This window comes from Actinophytocola sp., from assembly GCF_045807065.1.
In the GTDB taxonomy this organism is placed as follows: Bacteria; Actinomycetota; Actinomycetes; order Mycobacteriales; family Pseudonocardiaceae; genus Actinophytocola.
Window position 1 is genome coordinate 1 of sequence record NZ_JBJMIE010000126.1, and the last position, 22,015, is coordinate 22,015.

Here is a 22,015-nt window from a genome sequence, read left to right on the forward strand (position 1 = left end):
GCACCGCCGTAGATGGTGTCCGCGCGGCTGAACAGGAACAGCCGCTGCCAGTCCGACAGGTCGCCGCCGTGGACCAGGCCCGCCGCGCCCAGCACCTCCATCGCCAGCTCGCCGAGCCCCCGGTGCCAGTTCGCCCACACCAGCTTGGTGACCGACGCGCCGGCCGCGTCGCCGATCGTGCGCAGCGCGTGCCACCGCATCACGTCGAGGCCGATCCGGGCCCTGGTCAGCTTCTCCCGCACGACCGGGTCGTCGAGCGCGCCGGTGTCCCGCGCGACCTCGATGAGCGCGTCCAGCTCCCGCCGGAAACCCACCTGCTGACCCAGCGTGGACGCCCCTCGCTCGAACTCCAGGGTGGCCATGGCCACCCGCCAGCCGCCGCCGACCTCGCCCACGACCAGGTCTGCGGGGGTGCGGGCGCCGTCGAAGAAGACCTCGTTGAACTCCGACCCGCCCGTCAGTTGCTCAATGGGACGGACCTCGACGCCCGGCTGGTCCATGGGCACGAGCAGGTACGACAGGCCCGCGTGCCGGGTCGAGCCCGGCTCGGTGCGCACCAGGGCGAAGCACCACTGGGCCACGTGCGCGAGCGACGTCCACACCTTCTGGCCGGTGATGACCCACTCGGCGCCGTCTCCGGAGCCGTCGAGCACGGCGGACGTCGAGACCGAGGCCAGGTCCGACCCGGCGCCCGGCTCCGAGTAGCCCTGGCACCACAGCTCCTCGACCCGTCTGATCGGCGGCAGGAACCGCGCCCGCTGCGCGTCGGTGCCCAGCGCGATCAGCGTCGGCCCCAGCAGCTCCTCGCCGAAGTGGCCCACCCGCGCCGGCGCGCCGGCGCGTGCGTACTCCTCGTGGAAGACGACCCGCTCCTCGACCGACGCGCCGCGGCCGCCGTACTCGACGGGCCAGCCGAGGCACGTCCAGCCCGCCGCGGCCAGGTGCCGGTCCCACTCGACGCGCTCGTCGTACGCCTCGTGCTCGCGACCGGGTCCGCCGAGCCCGCGCAGCGCGGCGAACTCGCCGGAGAGGTTGTCGGCCAGCCATTCCCGCACCGTCGCTCGGAACTCCGCCAGAGCCACCATGGGATGTTAGCCTACCAAGCAATTGCTTTGTTGGGAGGCAGCGTGGCTGACGAAGTCCGTTACGAGGTCAGCGGGCCGGTGGCGACGGTGACCATGAACCGCCCCGAGTACCGCAACGCCCAGAACTCCGCCATGACCTACGCGCTCGACGCCGCCTTCACCCGCGCCGTGGACGACGACGAGGTCAAGGTCGTCGTGCTCGCGGGTGCCGGCAAGCACTTCTCCGCCGGACACGACATCGGCACGCCGGGCCGGGACGTCGACAGGTCCTTCGAGCGCAAGGCCGTCCTGTGGTGGGACCACGTCGGCAAGGAGGGCGGCGACCAACGGTACGCCCGCGAGATGGAGGTCTACCTGGGCATGTGCCGGCGGTGGCGGGAGATCCCGAAGCCGACGATCGCCATGGTCCAGGGCGCGTGCATCGCCGGTGGCCTCATGCTGGCCTGGGTGTGCGACCTGATCGTCGCCTCGGACGACGCGTTCTTCGCCGACCCGGTCGTGCGCATGGGCATCCCGGGCGTGGAGTACTTCGCGCACCCGTGGGTGCTCGGTCCGCGGGCCGCCAAGGAGTTCCTGTTCACGGGCGGCCGGTTCGACGCGGCCTGGGCGCTCCAGCGGGGCATGGTCAACCGGGTGGTGCCGCGCGAAGAGTTGCAGAAAGAGACGCAAGCGCTTGCGGAGCAGGTCGCCACGATGCCGAGATTCGGGCTGGCGCTCACCAAGCGCGCCGTCAACCAGGCCGAGGACCAGATGGGCCTGCGCGCCGGCATGGACTCCGTGTTCGGCCTGCACCACTTCGCCCACGCCCACAACGCGGAGACCGCGAAGGACTCGCTCGCCGGCATGGACGCCCGATCGATGAGGGACGCCAGTGGATCTTGACCTGGACGCCGAGACGCTCGAGTTCCGCGACGAGGTGCGGGACTGGCTCGCCGCGCACGTGCCCGCGACCCCCCTGCCGCCCATGGACACCGACGAGGGCTTCGAGCCGCACCGCGAGTGGGAGCGGACGCTCGCGGAGGCGCGGCTGTCCACTGTGACCTGGCCGCACGAGTTCGGCGGCCGGGACGCGCCGCTGCTGTCGTGGGTGGTGTTCGAGGACGAGTACTACGCGGCCGGCGCGCCCGGACGGGTCAGCGCCAACGGCATCGCGTTGCTGGGCTCGACGCTGATGGCGTTCGGCACCGACGAGCAGCGGCGGCGGATCCTGCCCCGCATGTCCCGCGCCGACGACATCTGGGCCCAGGCCTGGTCGGAGCCGGAGGCCGGCAGCGACCTGGCGGGCGTGCGGAGCAGGGCGACCCGGGTGGACGGCGGCTGGGTCCTCAACGGACAGAAGACCTGGAGCTCCCGGGCGAGCCACGCCGACCGCGCGTTCGGGCTCTTCCGCAGCGACCCGGAGGCCGGACGACATCGAGGGCTCACGTACGTCATGTTCGACCTGCGGGCCGAGGGCGTGACCGTGCGACCGATCCCCCAGCTCGACGGCGTGCCCGGCTTCGCGGAGATCTTCCTCGACGACGTGTTCGTGCCGGACGAGGACGTGATCGGCGAGCCCGGCGACGGCTGGCGGGTCGCGATGAGCACGGCCAGCAACGAGCGCGGCCTGACGCTGCGCAGCCCCGGCCGGTTCGTGGCGGCCGCGGACCGGCTCGTCGAGCTGTGGCGGTCCAACCCGGACCCGAAGGTCGCCGACCGCGTGGTCGACGCGTGGATCGGCGCCCGGGCATACCGGCTGTACACGCTGGGCACGATCAGCAGGCTCGACGAAGGCGGCAGGCTCGGCGCGGAGTCCAGCGTGAACAAGCTGTTCTGGTCCGAGCTGGACGTGCGGCTGCACGAGACCGCGCTGGACCTGCTCGGCGCGGACGGCGAGCTGGCCGGCTCGTGGCAGTCCGGGTACCTGTTCTCGCTGGCCGGGCCGATCTACGCGGGCACGAACGAGATCCAGCGCAACGTCGTCGCCGAGCGGCTGCTCGGCCTGCCGAGGGGTGACCGATGAGGTTCACGCCGAGCACCGAGCAGCGGGAGCTGGCCGCGAGCGTGCACGCCCTGCTGTCCGACGCGGACACGCCGGCGGCCATCCGGGCCTGGGCGGCCGGCGACCACGCGCCCGGCCTGGAGGTACTCGCCCGGCTCGGCAAGATCGGCGTGGATGAGCTGGCCGACTACCCGGTCGAGCTGGCGGTCGTGTTCGAGGAGCTGGGCCGGCACGCGGTGCCGGGGCCGCTGATCGAGTCGTACGCCGTCGCGCCCACGCTGGGGATCGCCGCCGAGCTGGCGACCGTCGCGGTGCCGCCGCACGTGCCGTACGCGCTGGACGCGGACGTGGCCACGCCGTTCATGGTCAGCGGCGACGCGGTGTGCCGGGCCGAGGTCGGCGCCCGGCTCACCTCGGTCGACCCGGCCCGCCGGCTCTTCGAGGTCCGGCCGGGCGAGTGGGTCGGGAACGCCTCGGAGGTCGTCGACCTGGGGGTTCTCTGCCAGGCGGCCCAGTTGGTCGGCCTGGGCAGGGGCGTGCTGGAGCAGGCGGCCGCGTACGTGACGCAGCGGCGGCAGTTCGGCCGCGCGGTCGGCGAGTTCCAGGCGGTCAAGCACCACCTGGCGGACGTGCTGGTCGCGCTGGAGTTCGCGCGGCCCCTCGTCCACGCGGCGGCGGTCACCGGCGCCGCCGAGGACGTGTCCGCCGCGCGGGTGGCCGCCGCGGACGCCGCCTACCTGGCCGCGCGGGCCGCGTTGCAGGTCCACGGCGCGGTCGGCTTCACCCAGGAGCACGACCTGTCGCTGTGGCTGCTCAAGGTGCGGGCCCTGCGCTCGGCGTGGGGCACCCAGACCTGGCACCGGCGCCGGGTCCTGGACGCCGTCACTTCGCCAACGAGTCGATGAGCAGGTTGCCGTTCAGGACCGTCACCCGAACCCGCCTGCGCTCGGACGAGGAGCCCGTCGCGGACGTGTAGGTGACGGTGGCCGGCACGTCCAGTGAGCCGTCGGGGTTCTTCCTGACGTCGTTGGAGTCCGAGGAGCTGACGCTCGTGTACTGCGACCACCACTGGTCGAACCCCGCCCGGCCGCCGAACTGCGCCTGCGCGTACGGCGAGAGCATGGCCCAACGCTGGTCGAGGGAACTGCTGCTGTTGTAGTAGTTGATCACGAACTGGCCGGCCGGGCTGAACGGGATGTCCTGGCCCGGTGGTGGCGTGATCTGGGTCGCGTTGGGCGACGAGGACGGGCTGGACGGCGTGGTCGTCGTGCTCTTGCCGGTGGAGGGGGGCGGCTTCTCCTCGGTGGAGTTGCCGCCGCCGTTCTGCTGTTGTCCGGCCTGCTTGCTGGTGGTGGTGTCGCCCTGGGCGGTGTTGCCGGGATTCCCGCCGCCGTCGCCGCCATTCAGGATGAGCACCGTGAACAGGGTGCCGACCAGCACCACCGCGGCGACCACGCCGATGATCACCAGGTTCCGCCTGGACGGCCCGGCCTTGCCCATCGGCTGTTCTGGCCTGCGGTACGCGGCGGAGGGCAGCGCCTCCATCGGCTGTGGGGGCGTCGGCGGGGTCTGGGGCGTCTGGGGGACGACCAGCGTCGGCCGGGGCGGCGTCTTCGGGGCGCTCGTGCTGGCCGTGGCCGGCACCGGCAGGATCTGTGTCGCGGCGGTGGCCAGGGCCTCGGCCACCTCCTTCATGGTCGGCCGCTCGCTCGGGTCGACCTTCATGAGGCTCATCAGCGTCGGCTCGAGCGGGCCGGCGTTGCGCGGCCGCGGCACGTTGCCGGACGCGACGGCGTGCAGCAGGGCCAGCGGGTTGGTGTTCGTGCCGAACGGGGGCCAGCCCTCGATCGCGTGGTAGAGCGTCGAGCCGAGGGAGAACACGTCGGAGGCGCGGGACGGGTCGTCGCCGCGGGCGATCTCCGGGGCAAGGTAGGCGGGGGTGCCGGCGAGCATGCCGGTCTGCGTCGTGACCGTGCCGTCGTCGAGAGCGCGGGAGATGCCGAAGTCGGTGATCTTCACCGTGCCGTTCTCGGCCAGGAGGATGTTGCCCGGCTTGATGTCGCGGTGCGCGACGCCGACGGCGTGCGCCGCGGCCAGGGCCTCGGCCACCTGCGCGCCGATCTCGGCGGCCTCGTTGGGTGGCAGTGTCCCGCGTTCCTCGAGCACCGCGGACAGGCTCTTGGACGGCAGGAACTCCATGACCAGGATCGGGTCGCCCTCGTCCTCGGCGACGTCGAACAGCGCGATGGCGTTGCGGTGCTGCAGGCGCGCCGCGATCCGGGCCTCCCGCATCGCGCGCCTGCGCACCTCTTCCGTCATCGTGCTCGACAGGCCGTACCGGACGACGAGTCGCTTGATCGCGACGATACGGCCGAGCCGTTCGTCCTGCGCCTTCCACACGACGCCCATCGCGCCGCTGCCGATCTGTTCGATCAAGCGGTATCGGCTGGCGACCAGTGCACCCTTCTCGATGACCAAGGACTCCTCAGGTTGGTTTCGCTGCCAGGCCCCGACCTGGACCCTGAGAATATCGAATGCACCTGATCGAGCTACGTCTAGGCAACCAAGCAATCGTTTGGTTGAATAGTTTGGTGGCCGATGAGCGGGACGCTTTGCGGGAAACGGTCCGAACGCTGCTCATCCGGGAGGGCGACACCCGGTCGGCCATGGCCTCGTCCTCGGGTTACGACGAGAAGCTGTGGGCACGCCTGGGTGATCTTGGTGTGGCCGGCCTGCACGTTCCCGAGGAGCACGGCGGCGCCGGCGCGTCCTTCCTGGAGACCCGGATCGCGCTGGCCGAGCTGGGCCGGTTCCTCACGCCCGGCCCGCTGCTCGGGTCGGTGCTCGCGTCGGCCGCGCTGCTGTCGACGGGGGCCGGTCCCCTGCTGCCCGAGATCGCGGCCGGCTCGCTGGTCCCGTCGCTCGCGTGGGGCCCGTACGCGCTGAACGCGCAGGTGGCGGACGTGTTCCTGGTGCCGGGGGAGGACGGCCTGTACGCCGTGCCGCCCGCTGAGGTCTCGGTCACACCCTGCGGGGCACTGGACCCGACCCGCAGGTTGGCGACGGTGTCCGCGACCGGCGCCGGCGAGTTCCTCGGCGTGCCCGACATGGCGCGGGTGCGGGACGTGGCGTGTGCGGCGCTCGCGGCGGAGTCGGCGGGGGCGGCGGCCCGTTGCCTGGAGCTGACCGTGTCCTACGCGAAGCAGCGAAGGCAGTTCGGCCGGCCGATCGGCTCGTTCCAGGCGTTGAAGCACCGGATGGCCGACATGCACGTGCTGGTGGAGACGGCCGAGTCGGCGTCACTGGCGGCCGCGGAGGCGGTCGTGACCGGCGGGGACCCGACGAGCGCCTTCGTGTGGTGCGTGGAGGCGTTCACCCAGGTGGCCGGCGAGATGATCCAGCTGCACGGCGGCATCGCGATCACCTGGGAGCACGACGCGCACCTGTACTTCAAGCGGGCACACGGCAACGCACACCTGTTCGGGTCGGTCCGCGACCACGTGTCGCGGCTAGGCGCCCAGCTGGGTCAGTAACTTCCGCGGCGCCCGCAGCCGCCACGACTCGGTGAGCAGTTCCCGCAGCTCCTCGATGCCGACGGCGGCGAACCGGACGAGGACGGACGGGTGCCCGTCGTAGTGCGGGGTGGTGAAGAACTTCTCCGGCTCGGACGCGACGAGCCCCCGCTTCTCACCCTCGTCGGCGACCCACACCACGAGGACGTCCCCCTCCTCGCGGACGCGGGCGAACAGCTTGTCGCGCACGCGGAACCCGGGCGTGCCGTAGGAGGGCCTCTCGATGACCGCGGGCAGCGACAACGCGATCCGGCGGACGTCGTCCTCGGTGACCATGGCGCCAGTTTCCCCTGTGATGCAACCTTTCGCGACCGGAGCGGGTGAGGAGAGCATGAGCCCGCGGGACAGAACCGACGACGAGAGCTTCCACGCGTTCGTGGCCCGCTCGACCGCACCGCTGACCCGGCTCGCCTACCTGCTGTGCGGCGACCAACACCTGGCCAACGACCTCGTCCAGAACGGCTTCGTCCCATGGTCGCGTTGGGTGATGAGCAAGAAGTGTCCTGCGACCACCAGACGGGCTGCACCACGGAGGTCCTCGACGACGGCACCCGCGTCGCCTTCACGAAGTCCGACAGGCCGCACGCGTACTACACCATCGATGCGCAGCGTCCGGACGGCTACGTCATCGGCGTCGAGGCCACGTGGTCGAACGAGCGACCGGCGCCGGCGTTGACCGACGCGCAGTGGCTCCAGTTCGCGACGGCGTTCACCTACTGAACCAGTCGAGGACGCGTGCCGCGACCGCCTCCGGTTGTTCGAGGTGGAGGAAGTGCCCGACGCCGGGCAGGACCGCCACCTCGGACCCGGGGGCGAGTGCCTCGTGGGCATCGGCGAAGTACCGGGGGTCGAGGCACCCGTCCTCGGCGCCACCCAGCAGCAGCAACGGTTTGTCCGCCGGTGCCTCGGTCCGCGCGACGTGCTCGACCAGCGCGGGGTCCATCCGGCGGGTGTCGAAGTTCGCGCGGTAGAGCTTCAGGGCGTTGTCGATGTACTCGTCCTTGCCGTACATCGCGTGGATCCAGCCGCGGTAGGCGTCGTCGAGCCGCAGGCTCGGGGACCACGTGGACCACAGGTAGTCGACCAGCGCGCGGTCGCCGCGCAGCACGGTCTCCGCGACGCCCTCGATCGTGAACAGGAACACGTAGAACAGCCGCCGCTGCTGCGCCGGGTCCCGCAACGCCTTCGCCAGCGTGGCGGGCGGTGGGACCGCGAGCGTGACCGCGTGGTCCAACCGGTCAGGCCACGCCGCGGCGACGCGTCCCACCATGCCGGCACCGATGTCGTGGCCGATCATGTCCGGCGCGTCCAGCGCCTCGCCGACCGCGGCGGCGTCGGCGGCGAGCGTGATGCCGTCCGAGTAGGTCAGCTTGTCGAAGGTGTCCGGGTGAAAACCCCGCAGGAACGGCATGACGACCCGGCGACCGGCCGCGACGAGGTGCTCGGCCAGGGGAGCGAACGTCAGCGGGTGGTCCGGGAACCCGTGCCAGCACACGACGACCGGGCCCTCACCGGCCGCCAGCGCGGGGAAGTCCAGCCGGTCCGTCCTGACCACGATCTCATCGAACTCCACGGGGCCAACACTAGATCCAGTCGTCGTGGCGGGACCAGGTGATGAGGTTGTCGAGGATGCCCGGGGTCGGCTCGGCCGGCTTGGTGACGGTGTAGGCGCCGCGGTGGAACAGGAGCGGCCGGTCGTCGCGCTGGTCGCCCAGGGTGGTGACGAGGCCGGTGACGATGTAGTGGTCGCCGGCCTCGTGCACGTCCTCGATCGCGCAGTCGACCCACGTCAACGCGCCGGCGAGGATCGGCGCGCCGGACGGGGCCGGCGCCCACGGCACGGCGGAGAACTTGTCCGCCCCCGACCTGCCGAACGTCGCGGACACGTCCTGCTGGGAGTGGCTGAGCACGTTGACGCAGAAGTGGCCGGACGCCTCGATGTGCGGCCAGGTCCGCGAGTTCTTCCCCGGGCAGAACAACACGAGCGGCGGTTCGAGCGAGAGCGCCGCGAACGACTGGCAGGCGAACCCGACCGGCTCCGCGTCCCGAATGGCGGTCACGACCGTGACGCCCGTGCAGAAGTTGCCGAGCGCCTGGCGGAACCGCTGCGGGGTGATCACCGTGGCCGCGCGCCGACGGAGAAGTCGTGGCCCCACAACGAGACCGCGGTGCTCTCGCGGGCGATCCACGACTCGTCGGAGACCGTGCGGCCCTCGCACCCGAACTCGACGTCGAAGCCGCCGGGTGTCTTCATGTAGAAGGAGAGCATCAGGTCGTTGACGTGCCGGCCCAGCGTCGCGGACATGGGGACCTCGCGCCGCAACGCGCGGTCGAGGCAGAGCCCCACGTCGTCGGTGTTCTCCACCTCGACCATCAGGTGCACGATCCCCGACGGCGTCGGCAGCGGCAGGAAGGCGAGGCTGTGGTGGCGTGGGTTACAGCCGAAGAACCGCAGCCAGGCCGGTTCCCCGTCGGCCGGTCGGCCGACCGCCTGCGGTGGCAGCCGCATCGAGTCCCGCAGCCGGAAACCCAGGACGTCGCGGTAGAAGTGCAGTGACGCGGCATCGTCCGGTGTGGACAGTACGACGTGCCCGAGGCCCTGCTCGCCGGTGACGAACCGGTGCCCGTACGGGCTGACGACCCGCCGGTGCTCCAGCGCGGCGCCGTGGAAGACCTCCAGGGTGCTGCCGGACGGGTCCTCGAACGTGATCAGCTCGTCGACACGCCGGTCGGCCCGTTCCTCCTTCGTGCCTTCCTTGTACGGCACGCCCGCTGCCTCGAGCCGGCCGCAGACCTCGCCCAGCTCCCCGACGTTCGCGACCTCCCAGCCGGACGCGGCCAGCCGGTCGCGCTCGCCGGGCAGGATCACGAGACGGGCCGGGAAGTCGTCCATGCGGAGGTAGAGCGCGTCGCCGCGGGCACCCCTGCCCTCGACCATGCCGAGCACCTTGAGCCCGAACACGCGCCACGCCTCGATGTCCGTGGCCTCGATCCGCAGGTAGGCGAGGGATCGGATGCCCATCGTTCAGTCTCCTCCGAGAAAGTCCATGGCCAGCCGGTTGAACTCGGCGAACTTCTCCAGCTGCGCCCAGTGCCCACACCGGCCGAACACGTGCAGTTGTGCGCGCGGGATCACCTTCAGCGCGACGAGTGCGCCGTCGAGGGGGTTCACCCGGTCCTCACGGCCCCAGACGAGCAGGACGCGCTGGCGCAGGCGGTGCGCCTCGCGGTAGAGCATGCCCTCCTCGGGCTCGCTCGCGAACGAGGCGCCCATGGAGGCCATGGCTTTCAGCGTTTCCGGGTCGCTCGCCGCCCGGTACCGCTCCGCCACCAGCTCGTCCGTCACCAGCGACTGGTCGTACACCAGCGTGCGCAGGAACGCCGCGAGCTTCTCCTTCGACGGACCCGGCGGCGCGGCGAACTGGTAGAGCCGCTTGATGCCCTCGGTCGGGTCCGGCGCGAACACGTTGAGCCCCAACCCGCCAGGCGCCATGAGCACGAGCCGGCCGGCGCGGTCGGGGTAGCGCAGGGCGAACCGCACGGCCGTGCCGCCGCCGAGGGAGTTGCCGACGAGGTGCGCGCGCTCGACCCCCACCTCGTCGAGGAGCTTCAGCAGCGCGTCGGCGGAGAACGTGAAGTACTGGCTGGTCACCCGCGACTTGTCCGACCCGCCGAACCCGGGCTGGTCGACGAGCAGCGTGCGGAACCGCTCCGCGAACACGGGCAGGTTGCGCCCGAAGTTGCTCCACGCCGACGCGCCGGGGCCCCCGCCGTGCAGCATGACGACGGGCTCGCCCTGTCCGGCCTCGTAGTAGTGGAGGCCGGCCCTGGTGTCCTCTGTCAGATCCACTGTCGGGTCCACTGTCAGATCCACGCGTCCTGGACCTTCAGTCCGAGCTGCTGCTGGCCGTACATGGCAAGCGCTTTCTCCGGGTCGTTGATCGCGTGCACGCGGCCGGCGTGCGCGTCGCGCCAGAACCGCTGGATGGGCGTGCCGACCTTCAGCGCCCGCCCGCCCGCGCTCTCGAAGAGCCGGTCCACCGCGGCGATCGCGGCGCTGGTGGCGTTCACCTGGTCGCGCCGCGTCCGCACCCGCAACGGGAAGGGGATCTTCTCGCCGGCGCCGGCGTAGCGCATCTCCTCGTCGATGTTCCGCTCGATCTGCAGCACGGCCGCGTCGATCTTGCTGGCCGCCTCGGCGATGCGGAGCTGGTTGAAGGAGTCCTCGGCCGCCTTCCCACCCGTGGAGGCGCGGACGCGTTCACGCGTGTGGGTGACGTACGCGTCGTAGGCCCCGGTCGCCATCCCGACCACCGGCACGGCGATCGAGCAGGAGAACACGGACGCGAACGGGAGCCGGTAGAGCGGCCCGGTGTTGACTTCCTGGCCGGGCCCGTAGCAGCGGCCCGTGTCCATGAAACTCAGCGTCCGGTACTCCGGCACGAACACCTTGTCGACGATGATGTCGTTGCTGCCGGTGCCCCGCAGGCCGATGGTGTCCCAGACGTCCTCGATCTCGTAGTCGGACCTCGGCACCAGGAACGTCCGGAAGTCGGTCGGCGCTCCCTCGTCGTTGAGGACCAGCCCGCCGACGAACACCCAGGTGGCGTGGTCACAACCGGACGAGAAGCTCCAGCGCCCGGAGAACTCGAACCCGCCGTCGGTCGGCCTGGCCCGTCCCATGGGTGCGTAGCTGGAGGAGACGCGGGTGTCGTCGTCCTCGCCCCAGACCTCGCGCTGGGCCCGGTCGTCGAAGAGCCCCAGTTGCCAGGGGTGACAGCCGAGCACCGCGGCCACCCATCCGGTGGACCCACAGGCGGAGGCGATCATGCGGACCGCCCGGTAGAAGTCGTTGGGGTGCGCCTCGAGACCGCCGTACCGGGCCGGCTGCAGGAGTTTGAAGAAGCCCGCCTGCTGCAGCGCCTTGATCGACTGCTCGGAGATCCGGCGCGCGTCCTCGGTGTCCTGCGCGCGCTCCCGGAAGGCGGGAAGGAGCTCACGCACACCGTCAAGCACCTGTTGACTCACCCCGCCAGACTAGAACACGTTCTCGTTTTTGTCGACGCGTCAGCTTTGTGACGCCTCCGCAAGACCCCCTGACACTCCCTGTGGATAACTCGGTCGTACCTGTGGATAACTTTTGGCGATTGCCTGGTCCATAGGGCACTCTCTGCCCCAACCGCTCCACAGCGAAAGGGGTTGAACCAGATGAGCCGGCCCACAGGCCTCGATGAGCGTGTGTCACGACTGGAACTCGAGATGGCGGAGGTGCGCTACTTGGCCAGCAAAGCGAGCAAGGACGTGTCCGACTTCACGGCGGTGCTCCACGGCCACACCGGCGTGATCAACGCGATACGCGAAGACCAGCTCGAACATGGCAAGAACTTGGCCAGGATCGAGAAGGAGATGCGTGCCGGGTTCGCCCGGGTGGACGAGAAGTTCGACAAGGTCGACGCGCGCTTCGGCAAGGTCGAGACGGAGATGCGCGAGGGCTTCGGACTGCTCGCCGAGGGGCAGCAGCGGATCACGGAGCTGATCATCCAGCACATCGAGGAGTGCGACAAGGGCTGAGGCGTCACACCTGAGGTGGTTCTCCGGCCGCCGCGTGCCTGCCCGCGCGCCGGCCGGAGAAGACGCAGTCCGCCAGTGACAAGCCGCTGACGTAGGAGTTCGAGCAGATGCCGACGGCGTTGCGGCCCGCCGCGTACAACCCGGGGATCCCGCCGCCGTCGGCGTCCAGCACCTGCCCCGTCTCCTCGTCGACCTTCAGGCCGCCCAGCGTGAGCGTCGGGCACGGATACCCCAACCGCGGCCCGAACGAGCAGTCGATCAGCGCGAACGGCCCGGTCAGCGGCGCGACCAGGTCCGGGTGCTTGCCGAACTCGTCCTCGCCGTGCCCGTACTCGGCCACCGTCGAAGCCAGGCCCGCCGGGTCGATCCCCGCCTTGCGGGCCACCTGCTCGACCGTCGCGCCCCGGACCCGGGCCACCCGCAGCAGGTAGTGCGCCGAGAGCCGCTGGAACCACAGGGTTTCCCGAGGGACCTGCCTGCGGGCCTGGGCCATGATGCGCTCGTCGACCAGCAGCCAGGCACGGCCACCCCGCTCGAGCACCAGCCGCTCACCGATCGCCGCGCCGTAGCTCGACTCGTCGACGAAACGAGCCCCCGACTGGTCGACGAGGATGCCCCGGATCAGCGCGCTCGGCGGCGTCAGGAACCGCCACGCCGACACCTTCGTCATCCGGTCGGTGACGCCGCCTACCGACTCACCCAGGTGAATGCCGCTGCCGTCGTCACCTTGCGTGCCCAGCGGCAATCCACCCCGGAACGCCGGGGCGAACTCCCGCAGCATGGTCCGGTTGTTGATGAACCCACCCGCCGCCAGCACGACCCCACCCCGCGCCCGGATGCGCACCACCTCGCCGCCGGTCGACTCGATCTTCGTGATCCGGCGGTGCAGCGCCCGCGCGAAGGCGGGGATGTACAGGCCCGGCTTCGTCGCGTACCGGTGCAGCACCGCGTGCCGGCGTGACCTCAGCGTCCGGCACTCGACGCCGACCACCCGGCCGTCCTCCACCACCAGCGAGGTGGCCGTCGTCTGCTGGGCGACGTGCGCGCCGGCCGCGCGGGCCGCCAACGCCAGCGCGGCGAAGAGCACCTGACCGGATGTCCCCCGACCGTGCACGCGGTGCCCGCGCTGGGCGGGGGTCGCCCGCGACCGGAACGGCCAGGCGGTCTCGCTGCCCGAGTAGTAGAGGTAGTAGTCGTTCGACGGGTACGACGTCTTGTACGGGCACACCGACGCGTCGAACGGGACCCCGGCCTCCGCCAGCCAGTCGATCATGTCGGCGCTGCCGGCGCAGAACCGCCGCAACGTCTCCGGCGAGACCACGTCCCCGACCTCCTGCCGCAGGTAGGCGACCATGTCGTCGACGGTGTCGGCCACCCCGCCGGCCCGCTGCACGGACGTCCCGCCGCCGGCGTACACGATCCCGCCGGACACGGCCGTCGCGCCGCCGCCGGTGAACCGGTCGAGCGCCAGGACGCGTGCTCCCGTCCGGGCGGCCTCGATCGCGGCGCAGGCACCCGCGCCGCCGAAACCCACCACGACCACATCCGCTTCCGAGTCCCACGCCAGGGGCATGGCAAAAACTATAACCTGTTCTAGTATGGAGTCCATGGACGAGTACGACGTGATCGTGGTCGGCAGTGGCGCGGCCGGCATGACCGCCGCCCTCACCGCCGCCCACCATGGCCTTCGCACCGTGCTCATCGAGAAGGCGCCGACCTTCGGCGGCTCGACCGCACGGTCCGGCGGCGGCGTCTGGATCCCCAACAACGACGTGCTGCTCGCCGAGGGCGTGCCCGACACGCCGGAGCAGGCACGCGACTACCTCAAGCACATCACCGGCGACGTCGTCGACGACGACATGCGTGCCGCGTTCCTCGACAACGGCCCCGCCATGCTGCGGTTCGTGCTGGCGAACACGCCGCTGCGGATGCGCTGGGTCACCGGCTACTCCGACTACTACCCCGAGGCACCCGGCGGCCTGCCGTCGGGCCGCTCGCTGGAACCGCGCCCGATGAACGCGGCGGTCCTCGGCGACGAGCTGGCCAGGCTCACGCCGCCGTATCTCAGGGCGCCGACGGGCATGGCGGTCACCCAGGCCGACTTCCGCTGGCTGAACCTCGTCGCCCGGCACCCGCGCGGACTGCTCCGCTCGGCCCGGGTCGCCGGCCGGCGCGTCTTCTCCCTCCTCCTGCGCAGGCAGCTGCTCGTGATGGGACAGGCACTGTCGGCCGGTCTCCGCGCCGGCCTGTCCAGGTCGGGCGTTCCGGTGCTGCTGGAGACACCGCTCACCGATCTCGTCACCGAGGACGGCCGTGTCGTCGGCGTGGCGATCCTGCGCGACGGGAAGTCCGAGGTCCTCCGCGCGACCAGGGGTGTGCTCCTGGCGTCGGGCGGGTTCGAGCACAACGAGCGGATGCGCAAGGAGTACCAGCAGGCGCCGATCGGTACCGAGTGGACGGTCGGCGCGGCCGAGAACACCGGTGACGGCATCGAGGCCGGCATGCGGCTCGGCGCCGCGGTCGCGCTCATGGACGACGCGTGGTGGGGTCCCTCGATCCTGCTGCCGCGCGGTCCGTACTTCTGCCTGGCCGAACGCAGCCTGCCGGGTGGCATCATGGTCAACCAGCGCGGCGAGCGGTTCGTGAACGAGGCCGCGCCGTACGTGGACGCGGTGCACGCGATGTACGAGACGAACAGCGTGCCGGCCTGGCTGATCGCGGACCAGACCTACCGCAACCGCTACATCTTCGCGGGTCTGGGGCCGCGGCAGCCCTTTCCCGGCCGCTGGTACAAGTTCGGCGCGGTGCGCAGAGCGCAGACCCTCGAGGCGCTCGCGAACGAGATCGACGTGCCGGCCGAGAAGCTGCGGGACACCGTCACGAGGTTCAACGGGTTCGCGGAGTCCGGCGTGGACGCCGAGTTCCACCGCGGCGACAGCGCCTACGACCGCTACTACGGCGACCCGCGCAACCGGCCGAACCCCAACCTCGGGCCACTGCGCCGCGGGCCGTTCTACGCCATCAGGATCGTGCCGGGCGACCTCGGCACGAAGGGCGGCCTACGCACGGACACGGCGGCACGCGTGCTGCGCGAGGACGGCTCGGTGATCGAGGGCCTGTACGCGGCGGGCAACGCGAGCGCGCCGGTAATGGGCCGCACGTACGGAGGACCAGGCGCGACCCTCGGGCCGGCCATGGTCTTCGGGTACCTGGCGGCGCTCGACATGGCGGGAGCGAAGGAATGACTGCATTTCGGACGATCGACGTGGGCGCGCCCCGCACGCGGTTCGCACGCGGCTGGCACTGCCTCGGGCTCGCGGAGCCGTTCCGGGACGGCGAACCGCACGCGGTCGAGGCGTTCGGCACCAAGCTCGTCGTGTTCGCCACCGAGGACGGCCGGCTCAACGTGCTCGACGCGTACTGCCGGCACATGGGCGGGGACCTGACGCAGGGCAAGGTCAAGGGCGCGGCCATCGCGTGCCCGTTCCACGACTGGCGCTGGGCCGGCACCGGCAAGTGCGTGGAGATCCCCTACGCCAAGCGGATCCCGCTGCGTGCGCGGACCCGGTCGTGGCTGACGCTGGAGCGCAACAAGCAGCTGTTCGTGTGGCACGACCCGGAGGGCAAGCCGCCCGCGGACGACGTGGTGATCCCGGAGACCAAGGGCGCGTCGGGTCCGGAGTGGAGCGACTGGACGTGGGACACCGTCCGCATCGAGGGCTCCAACTGCCGCGAGATCATCGACAACATGGTCGACATGGCCCACTTCTTCTACATCCACTTCGCGTTCCCGACCTACTTCAAGAACGTGTTCGAGGGCCACATCGCCACGCAGTACCTCAACTCGCGGGCGCGTCCGGACGTGAACCTGGGGTCGAGCTACTCGGCCGAGGGTGTGACGCTGAGGTCGGAGGCCTCCTACTACGGCCCGTCGTACATGATCAACGATCTCTGGCAGGACTTCCACGGCACGACCATAGAGACCGTGCTGATCAACTGCCACTACCCGGTCACGCCGGACTCCTTCGTCCTGCAGTGGGGTGTCAGCGTGAAGAAGCTGCCCGGCCTGCCGAAGGAGAAGGCCGACAAGATGGCCGGCAAGCTCGCGAAGAGCTTCGGCATCGGGTTCCTGCAGGACGTGGAGATCTGGCGGAACAAGACCCGCGTCGACAACCCGTTGCTGTGCGAGGAGGACGGCCCGGTCTACCAGCTGCGGCGGTGGTACGAGCAGTTCTACGTGGACGCCGCCGAGGTCACCGAGGAGATGACGCAGCGGTTCGAGTTCGAAGTGGACACCACCCGTGCCAACGAGGTGTGGGAGAAGGAGGTCGCGGAGAACCTCGCACGCCAGGAGGCCGCGGGATGACGGTCTGGGCCAAGGCGCCGGCACACACCGATCCGATCGGCACGTCGGCGGACGAGCACTCCTACCTGACCGACGGGCTCGCGCCGGTCTCGTGCGCGGCCTGTGCGACGGAAGTGCTGGTGCGCAAGGCGAGCCGGGTGCACACGAGCATCCAGTGGCGGTCGCCGCCGGCGAGGTCGTGCCCGGAGTTCGCGGACAGGGTGGCGGCGGGTGAGCTGTCCGCGCGGATCGACACGTGCCCGCGGCTGCGGGAGGCGATCGAGCAGGCGGTGGCGACCGGGACGGTGGCGGTGCCGGATGAGTGAGGTGCGGTCCTACCGGCTGCGGGTGGCGGACGTCGTGCCCGAGACGGCGGACGCGTGCTCGCTCGTCTTCGACTCACCCGGCTTCGACTACCGGCCGGGGCAGTTCCTGACGTTGCGGATCCCCAGCGACCGCTGCGGTTCCGTGGCGCGGTGCTACTCGCTGTCCAGCTCCCCGCACGTCGACCCGTCGCTGAAGGTGACGGTCAAGCGGACGGTCGACGGCTACTGCTCGAACTGGATCTGCGACTCGGTGTCCCCCGGCGACGAGCTGGAGTCCCTCGCGCCGGCGGGCATCTTCACGCCGTCCTCCCTGGACGCCGACCTGCTGCTGTTCGCGGCCGGCAGCGGGATCACCCCGGTGATGTCGATCGTGAAGTCGGCGCTGGCGGCGGGTTCGGGCCGGGTGGTGCTGGTCTACGCGAACCGGGACGAGGCCTCGGTGATCTTCGCCGCGGAGTTGGTCGAGCTGGTCGCCCGGCACCCGTCCCGGCTGACGGTGGTCCACTGGCTGGAGTCGGTGCAGGGCCTGCCGGCCACGGAGACGCTGGCCGCGCTGGCCGCGCCCTACGGCTCGTACGAGGCGTTCATCTGCGGTCCGGCGCCGTTCATGACCGCGGTCCGCGCCGCGCTGTCCGGCCTTGGTGTGGCCCGCGACCGGGTCCACCTGGAGCGCTTCAAGTCGCTCGGGGCGAACCCGTTCGAGCGGGCGGTGGTCGAGGAGCCGGCCACCGCCGCCCGCACGGCCTCGGTGACGGTGACCCTGGACGGGGTGACCAGCTCCCACGAGTGGCCGGCGGACACGAAGCTGCTGGACCTGTTGTTGGCGCGCGGGCTTGACGCGCCGTACTCGTGCCGGGAGGGTGCGTGTAGCGCGTGTGCTTGCCGGCTGGTGTCCGGGGAGGTGAAGATGCTGAACAACGACGTCCTCGACGAGGAGGACCTGGCGGACGGCATCCGCCTGGCGTGCCAGTCCCTGCCGGTGACCGACGAGGTCGAGATCAGCTACGAGTGAGGTGACGATGCCCATCGACCCCGCGGTGGCGATCGGTGCGGACCTGGGCGTGACGAGGTTCGAGTGGACGAGCAACGACGTGTTGCTGTACCACCTGGCGCTGGGCGCGGGTGCGGACCCGATGTCCACTTCGGAGCTTCAGTACGTGCTGGAGGACCGCCTCAAGGTGCTGCCGACGTTCGGCGTGGTCGCGCCGAACTTCCGCACGTTCGAGCCGCCGGCGGTGACGTTCCCCGGCATCGACATCGACCTGGCGAAGGTCCTGCACGGCACCCAGTCGATCACCGTGCACGCCCCCCTGCCCGCCGCCGGCCAGGCGGTGGCCCACGCCCGCATCGCGGACGTGTGGGACAAGGGCAAGGCGGCGGTGATCATCCAGGAGGCGACGGTCACCACCCCGTCCGGCACTCCACTGTGGACGACGACGTCGAGCATCTTCGCACGCGGCGAAGGCGGTTTCGGCGGCTCCCGCGGGCCGTCCAACCGACTGCCCGAACCGTCCGGCGATCCGGTGCTGGAGCTGGAGGTCCCGACACTCCCCCAGCAGGCGTTGATCTACCGCCTGTGCGGCGACCGCAACCCGCTGCACGCGGACCCGGCCTTCGCGGCCACCGCGGGCTTCGACCGCCCCATCCTGCACGGCCTGTGCACGTACGGCGTGGTGTGCAAGGCGTTGGTGGACAACCTGCTGGACGGCGACGTCGCCCGGGTGACGACGTTCGGCACGAGGTTCGCCGGCGTCCTCTTCCCCGGCGAGCCGCTGCGGATCCGCGCGTGGCGGACGGAAACCGGCTACCGGGCGACGGCAACGGCCATCACCCGCGACGACGCCCCGGTCCTGGACGAGACGGTCCTGACCGTCGGGTAGATTCCGCGGGCTTGGACAATTACCTGACAAAATAGGCGTCGCAACGCGGACGCGGCAAAATCAAGTACCCGCCTGGAGTAACCTGCGCTCGCCTATCGGCGATTGTCAGTACCAAACGCTTCCGTTGCGAACGGAGATCCAGGTATGTCGCTCAGCCATGAGTCCATTGACGTCCGCGTGAGCCAAAGAATTCTCTGGTTCGGCTCCGAGGCCTATCCACTGCACAACATCACCAGAACCAACACGCTCCAGCTGGTGCCGAACCGCGGCGCGGCCATTCGGAGCCACGTCATCTACGTACTGTTGTGGTTGTTCGGCGCGAGTGTGGTGACGGGCATGGCGCAGAACGCGTTCGGCGTACTGGTGTTCCTCGCCGTGCTGGCCTGGGTCGTGTACAAGACCATCAAACTGGTGGAGTTCCTGAAACTCACCCTGTACGAGCTGGTCGTCGAAACGGCCGCCGGTTCGCATCGAGGCCTGATCAGCAACAACTCGCACGTCGTGCACGACCTGGCGATCCGAATCACGGATGCCATCAACAATCCGCTGGCGGAGTTCCAGATGCGCGTGGAGAACTTCAACGTGGGCGACCACATCACCATGTTCGGCAACCAGAACGTCGGCAAGGCCGTCCGATGACCGGTGATTTCCACGTCGGGGACAGGGTCACCATGTTCGGCGACCACAACGTGGGCAAGATGGTCGGCAGCCCGAACAATCCGGCGGCGCCCCGACAGGGCGACTCGAACGTCGTGTGGAGCGACCCCGTCGTCTTCATCAACTACCGAAGCGCCGACGAGAAGCCGGCAGCCGACATCGAAGCGGAGATCACCCGACGGCTGGGCCGCGGCTCGGTCTTCCGCGACGTGTGGATGCCCGCCGGCATCGAGTTCCCGGACGAGCTGCTGACCAGAGCCAGCACCTGCAGGGTAATGCTCTCGATCATCGGCGAGAAGTGGGACGACGCCCATGGCCTGCGACTGCTGAACAACCACGCCGACTGGGTCCGCCGAGAGATCGCCACGGCGTTGGCCAACCGAGCACACGTGGTGCCGGTCCTGGTAGGCGCCCGCACCCGCCTGTCCGCGAAGAACCTCCCCGAAGACATCCGAGCGATAGCGAACCTCCAGGCCCAACACGTACGCCGCACCTACGACGAACACGACGTACGCAGACTCGTGGCGGACCTGCTGCGAGACGTCCCGGCCCTCACGATGGCCCTGTTCCGCACCCGATGACCACCGGACCACGAACCCGGCCGCGGCCAGTCCACCCCGACGGCCGCGGCCGAGCCCGTCCTGTGTCACTTCAGTTGCGCGGAGGTCGGGTCAGCTGTCGGAAGGTCGCGGTGAGCGCTCGTTGGTTGTGCGCCAGGCCGATCGAAGGGCTTCGAGTTCCACCAAACGAGAATCGAGCCGGGTCCGTTTCCGCAGGTCACTTGAGCTGTGCCGACGTCTTCCCGAGCAACCGGCGGGCGATGATCAGCTGCTGGATCTGTTGTGTGCCCTCGAAGATGTCCATGATCTTCGCGTCGCGGGACCACTTCTCCAGTAGTTCGTGTTCTGTGTAGCCGATCGAGCCGGCCAGTTCCACGCAGCGCAACGTGATCGCCGTGGCTGAGCGGCCTGCTTTGGCCTTGGCGTAGGAGGCCTGTAGGGAGTTCGGCTTGCGGTTGTCGGCCATCCACGCTGCCTGCAGGGTCAGCAGGTACATCGCCTCGTAGTCGGCTTCCATCTCCAGGAAGGTGGCTGCGGCGGCGTGTTGGGTGTTGGCGGGACGGTCGTAGTCGATGGTGACGCCGGCTTCGGTCAGGAGGCGGCGGGTTTCCTCCAGGGCCGCGCGGGTGATGCCCACCGCCATGGCCGCTACCAGGGGTCTCGTGTTGTCGAAGGTCTGCATGACGCCCGCGAAGCCCTGGTCCGGCTTGATCTCCGGGGAGCCCAGCAGGTTCTCCGCCGGCACTCGACAGTTGTCCAGTCGGAAGTGGGCCGTGTCCGACGCTCGGATGCCCAGTTTGTGTTCCAGGCGCACGAGTTCGAAGCCCGGCGTGTCGCGGTCCACCACGAACGACTTGATCGCCGCCTTGCCGAGGGAGCGGTCGAGGGTGGCCCAGACGACGACGCAGTCCGCGCGCTCGCCCGACGTCACGAAGATCTTCTCGCCGTTCAGCACGTAGTGGTCGCCGTCGCGGACGGCGGTGGTGCGGATGGCGCCGGAGTCGGAACCGGTGTCCGGCTCGGTGATGGCCATCGCGGCCCATTTTCCCTTGTAGCGGGCCAACTGTTCCTCAGACGCGACCGAGGCGATGGCCGCGTTGCCCAGGCCCTGGCGGGGCATCGACAGCAGCAGACCCGCGTCGCCCCAGCACATCTCCATCGTGCCGAGGACCAGGGACAGGTTGGCCGTCGACGCCTTGCCGGACGAGCGGCGCACGCCTCCCGCACCCGCGCCACCTCCGGACGCGCTCAGACCGTCCAGCAGGGACGCCAACGTGTCCAGTTCCTTGGGGTACGTGTGCTCCGCCTGGTCGTACTTGCGCGAGTTCGGCCGCAGGAACGCCATCGCCGCCTGGCGGGCCTGGTCCACCAGCGTGGTCAGCTTGCGGGGAACCTCGAGGTTGATCACACCAGCACCGCGCCTTCCATCACGCCCACCGCACGCAGGTCTCGGTACCACCGCTCGACCGGGTGCTCCTTCACGAAACCGTGACCGCCCAACAGCTGCACGCCGTCGCTGCCGATCGCCATTCCCTTGTCGGCGCACAGCTTCCGCGCCAGCGCCACCTCGCGGGCGAACGGCAGGCCGGCCGCGGCGCGGGAGGCGGCCCGGTACGTCAACAGCTTCATGCCGTCCAGCTCGGTGCCGATGTCGGCCACGCGGAACGCCACGCCCTGGCGGTGCGACACCGGTTCGCCGAACGCCACCCGTTCGTTGACGTACGGGATCACGTAGTCCAGCACCGCGCGACCCGTGCCCACGGCCAGCGCGCACCAGCCCAGGCGGGCCAGGCGCACGCATTCCGCGTAGTCCGCCGCCAGCAGCGCCGACGCGGGGACCGCGACCTGGTCCAGGATCACGCGGCCGGTCCCGGCGCCGCGCAGCCCCATCGCCGGCTCCGACTCGATGGTCACCGCGGACGACTCCACGATGAACAGTGCGGGACCGCGACCGTCCACATCGGCCGCGACCACGAACAGCTCCGCCGACGCCGCACGGGGAACCAGGGACTTCACGCCCGTCAGCCGGAACCCGCCC

Annotated in this window: 24 protein-coding genes; 13 read left to right on the top strand and 11 right to left on the bottom strand. The window is 70.4% G+C overall.

All coding sequences use genetic code 11. The annotated features are described in order from the left end of the window. Window positions 1–1,085, bottom strand: a 1,085-nt coding sequence (locus ACJ73U_RS07380; protein ID WP_407776778.1) for an acyl-CoA dehydrogenase family protein, incomplete at its 3' end; no start/stop codon positions are given. Between the two features lie 42 nt (window positions 1,086–1,127). Here ACJ73U_RS07380 and ACJ73U_RS07385 point away from each other — a divergent pair. The 3 genes from ACJ73U_RS07385 to ACJ73U_RS07395 are packed head-to-tail and all read left to right on the top strand — an operon-like array spanning window position 1,128 to window position 3,971. Then, window positions 1,128–1,967 carry an enoyl-CoA hydratase gene (locus ACJ73U_RS07385; protein WP_407776779.1) on the top strand — a complete coding sequence of 280 codons (840 nt, stop codon included), beginning with the start codon at window positions 1,128–1,130 and terminating at the stop codon, window positions 1,965–1,967. Then, window positions 1,957–3,087, top strand: coding sequence for an acyl-CoA dehydrogenase family protein (locus ACJ73U_RS07390; protein ID WP_407776780.1), 1,131 nt, complete (start codon window positions 1,957–1,959; stop codon window positions 3,085–3,087). Before ACJ73U_RS07385 ends, ACJ73U_RS07390 begins: the two co-directional genes overlap by 11 nt. After that, complete coding sequence (locus ACJ73U_RS07395) at window positions 3,084–3,971, top strand: acyl-CoA dehydrogenase family protein (protein ID WP_407776781.1); 888 nt, start codon at window positions 3,084–3,086, stop codon at window positions 3,969–3,971. The genes ACJ73U_RS07390 and ACJ73U_RS07395 overlap by 4 nt, the downstream gene beginning before the upstream one ends. On the opposite strand, the gene ACJ73U_RS07400 is transcribed toward ACJ73U_RS07395, so the two are convergent. Further along, window positions 3,949–5,502, bottom strand: coding sequence for a serine/threonine-protein kinase (locus ACJ73U_RS07400; protein ID WP_407776782.1), 1,554 nt, complete (start codon window positions 5,500–5,502; stop codon window positions 3,949–3,951). The two genes, ACJ73U_RS07395 and ACJ73U_RS07400, sit on opposite strands and share 23 nt — an antisense overlap. Window positions 5,503–5,654: 152 nt before the next feature. Here ACJ73U_RS07400 and ACJ73U_RS07405 point away from each other — a divergent pair, with 152 nt between their 5' ends. Next, window positions 5,655–6,599 carry an acyl-CoA dehydrogenase family protein gene (locus ACJ73U_RS07405; protein ID WP_407776801.1) on the top strand — a complete coding sequence of 315 codons (945 nt, stop codon included), beginning with the start codon at window positions 5,655–5,657 and terminating at the stop codon, window positions 6,597–6,599. Here the strand turns inward: ACJ73U_RS07405 and ACJ73U_RS07410 are convergent. Further along, on the bottom strand, window positions 6,576–6,914 hold the full coding sequence (locus tag ACJ73U_RS07410; RefSeq protein ID WP_407776783.1) for an MmcQ/YjbR family DNA-binding protein: 339 nt from the start codon (window positions 6,912–6,914) through the stop codon (window positions 6,576–6,578). The two genes, ACJ73U_RS07405 and ACJ73U_RS07410, sit on opposite strands and share 24 nt — an antisense overlap. A gap of 204 nt (window positions 6,915–7,118) precedes the next feature. Here ACJ73U_RS07410 and ACJ73U_RS07415 point away from each other — a divergent pair, with 204 nt between their 5' ends. After that, the gene (locus ACJ73U_RS07415) at window positions 7,119–7,358 is read left to right on the top strand and encodes a hypothetical protein (RefSeq protein ID WP_407776784.1); all 240 of its coding nucleotides are present in this window, start codon (window positions 7,119–7,121) and stop codon (window positions 7,356–7,358) included. Here ACJ73U_RS07415 and ACJ73U_RS07420 read toward each other — a convergent pair. Genes ACJ73U_RS07420 through hsaA form a run of 5 tightly spaced genes read right to left on the bottom strand, consistent with a single transcriptional unit; the run spans window position 7,348 to window position 11,666 of the window. Beyond that, window positions 7,348–8,211: an alpha/beta fold hydrolase gene (locus ACJ73U_RS07420; protein WP_407776785.1), complete on the bottom strand. Its 864-nt coding sequence runs from the start codon at window positions 8,209–8,211 to the stop codon at window positions 7,348–7,350. The genes ACJ73U_RS07415 and ACJ73U_RS07420 overlap by 11 nt on opposite strands. 10 nt (window positions 8,212–8,221) lie before the next feature. Beyond that, window positions 8,222–8,758, bottom strand: a complete 537-nt coding sequence (gene hsaB, locus ACJ73U_RS07425; RefSeq protein WP_407776786.1) for a 3-hydroxy-9,10-secoandrosta-1,3,5(10)-triene-9,17-dione monooxygenase reductase subunit — start codon at window positions 8,756–8,758, stop codon at window positions 8,222–8,224. Further along, the gene (gene hsaC / locus ACJ73U_RS07430) at window positions 8,755–9,660 is read right to left on the bottom strand and encodes an iron-dependent extradiol dioxygenase HsaC (protein WP_407776787.1); all 906 of its coding nucleotides are present in this window, start codon (window positions 9,658–9,660) and stop codon (window positions 8,755–8,757) included. Before hsaC ends, hsaB begins: the two co-directional genes overlap by 4 nt. A gap of 3 nt (window positions 9,661–9,663) precedes the next feature. Continuing rightward, entirely contained in the window at window positions 9,664–10,488 is an 825-nt protein-coding gene (gene hsaD, locus ACJ73U_RS07435; RefSeq protein ID WP_407776788.1) for a 4,5:9,10-diseco-3-hydroxy-5,9,17-trioxoandrosta-1(10),2-diene-4-oate hydrolase, read from the bottom strand. 14 nt (window positions 10,489–10,502) lie between these two features. Then, window positions 10,503–11,666, bottom strand: a complete 1,164-nt coding sequence (gene hsaA, locus ACJ73U_RS07440; protein ID WP_407776789.1) for a 3-hydroxy-9,10-secoandrosta-1,3,5(10)-triene-9,17-dione monooxygenase oxygenase subunit — start codon at window positions 11,664–11,666, stop codon at window positions 10,503–10,505. Window positions 11,667–11,915: 249 nt separating this feature from the next. Between hsaA and ACJ73U_RS07445 the strand changes: the two genes are divergently transcribed. Beyond that, window positions 11,916–12,209 carry a hypothetical protein gene (locus ACJ73U_RS07445; RefSeq protein ID WP_407776790.1) on the top strand — a complete coding sequence of 98 codons (294 nt, stop codon included), beginning with the start codon at window positions 11,916–11,918 and terminating at the stop codon, window positions 12,207–12,209. Window positions 12,210–12,213: 4 nt separating this feature from the next. On the opposite strand, the gene ACJ73U_RS07450 is transcribed toward ACJ73U_RS07445, so the two are convergent. Continuing rightward, entirely contained in the window at window positions 12,214–13,782 is a 1,569-nt protein-coding gene (locus ACJ73U_RS07450) for an FAD-binding protein (protein ID WP_407776791.1), read from the bottom strand. Here ACJ73U_RS07450 and kstD point away from each other — a divergent pair. The 7 genes from kstD (at window position 13,781) to ACJ73U_RS07485 (ending at window position 19,998) form a co-directional block, all read left to right on the top strand. After that, on the top strand, window positions 13,781–15,454 hold the full coding sequence (gene kstD, locus ACJ73U_RS07455; RefSeq protein ID WP_407776792.1) for a 3-oxosteroid 1-dehydrogenase: 1,674 nt from the start codon (window positions 13,781–13,783) through the stop codon (window positions 15,452–15,454). The genes ACJ73U_RS07450 and kstD overlap by 2 nt on opposite strands. Further along, window positions 15,451–16,575: a Rieske 2Fe-2S domain-containing protein gene (locus tag ACJ73U_RS07460; RefSeq protein ID WP_407776793.1), complete on the top strand. Its 1,125-nt coding sequence runs from the start codon at window positions 15,451–15,453 to the stop codon at window positions 16,573–16,575. The genes kstD and ACJ73U_RS07460 overlap by 4 nt, the downstream gene beginning before the upstream one ends. Continuing rightward, entirely contained in the window at window positions 16,572–16,880 is a 309-nt protein-coding gene (locus tag ACJ73U_RS07465) for a hypothetical protein (RefSeq protein WP_407776794.1), read from the top strand. The genes ACJ73U_RS07460 and ACJ73U_RS07465 overlap by 4 nt, the downstream gene beginning before the upstream one ends. Then, on the top strand, window positions 16,873–17,892 hold the full coding sequence (locus ACJ73U_RS07470; protein WP_407776795.1) for a 2Fe-2S iron-sulfur cluster-binding protein: 1,020 nt from the start codon (window positions 16,873–16,875) through the stop codon (window positions 17,890–17,892). The genes ACJ73U_RS07465 and ACJ73U_RS07470 overlap by 8 nt, the downstream gene beginning before the upstream one ends. Before the next feature lie 7 nt (window positions 17,893–17,899). After that, a complete protein-coding gene (locus tag ACJ73U_RS07475; protein WP_407776796.1) occupies window positions 17,900–18,760 on the top strand; it encodes a MaoC/PaaZ C-terminal domain-containing protein in 861 nt (286 codons plus the stop codon). 144 nt (window positions 18,761–18,904) lie between these two features. Further along, window positions 18,905–19,399 (top strand): DUF6232 family protein, encoded by a 495-nt coding sequence (locus tag ACJ73U_RS07480; RefSeq protein ID WP_407776797.1) that lies wholly within the window; start codon window positions 18,905–18,907, stop codon window positions 19,397–19,399. Then, window positions 19,396–19,998, top strand: a complete 603-nt coding sequence (locus ACJ73U_RS07485) for a toll/interleukin-1 receptor domain-containing protein (RefSeq protein ID WP_407776798.1) — start codon at window positions 19,396–19,398, stop codon at window positions 19,996–19,998. Before ACJ73U_RS07480 ends, ACJ73U_RS07485 begins: the two co-directional genes overlap by 4 nt. Before the next feature lie 196 nt (window positions 19,999–20,194). Here the strand turns inward: ACJ73U_RS07485 and ACJ73U_RS07490 are convergent, their stop codons facing one another. Both ACJ73U_RS07490 and ACJ73U_RS07495 read right to left on the bottom strand, forming a co-directional pair. Further along, window positions 20,195–21,385 (bottom strand): acyl-CoA dehydrogenase family protein, encoded by a 1,191-nt coding sequence (locus ACJ73U_RS07490; protein WP_407776799.1) that lies wholly within the window; start codon window positions 21,383–21,385, stop codon window positions 20,195–20,197. Then, window positions 21,382–22,015, bottom strand: a 634-nt coding sequence (locus tag ACJ73U_RS07495; RefSeq protein ID WP_407776800.1) for an acyl-CoA dehydrogenase family protein, incomplete at its 5' end; no start/stop codon positions are given. The genes ACJ73U_RS07495 and ACJ73U_RS07490, both read right to left, overlap by 4 nt.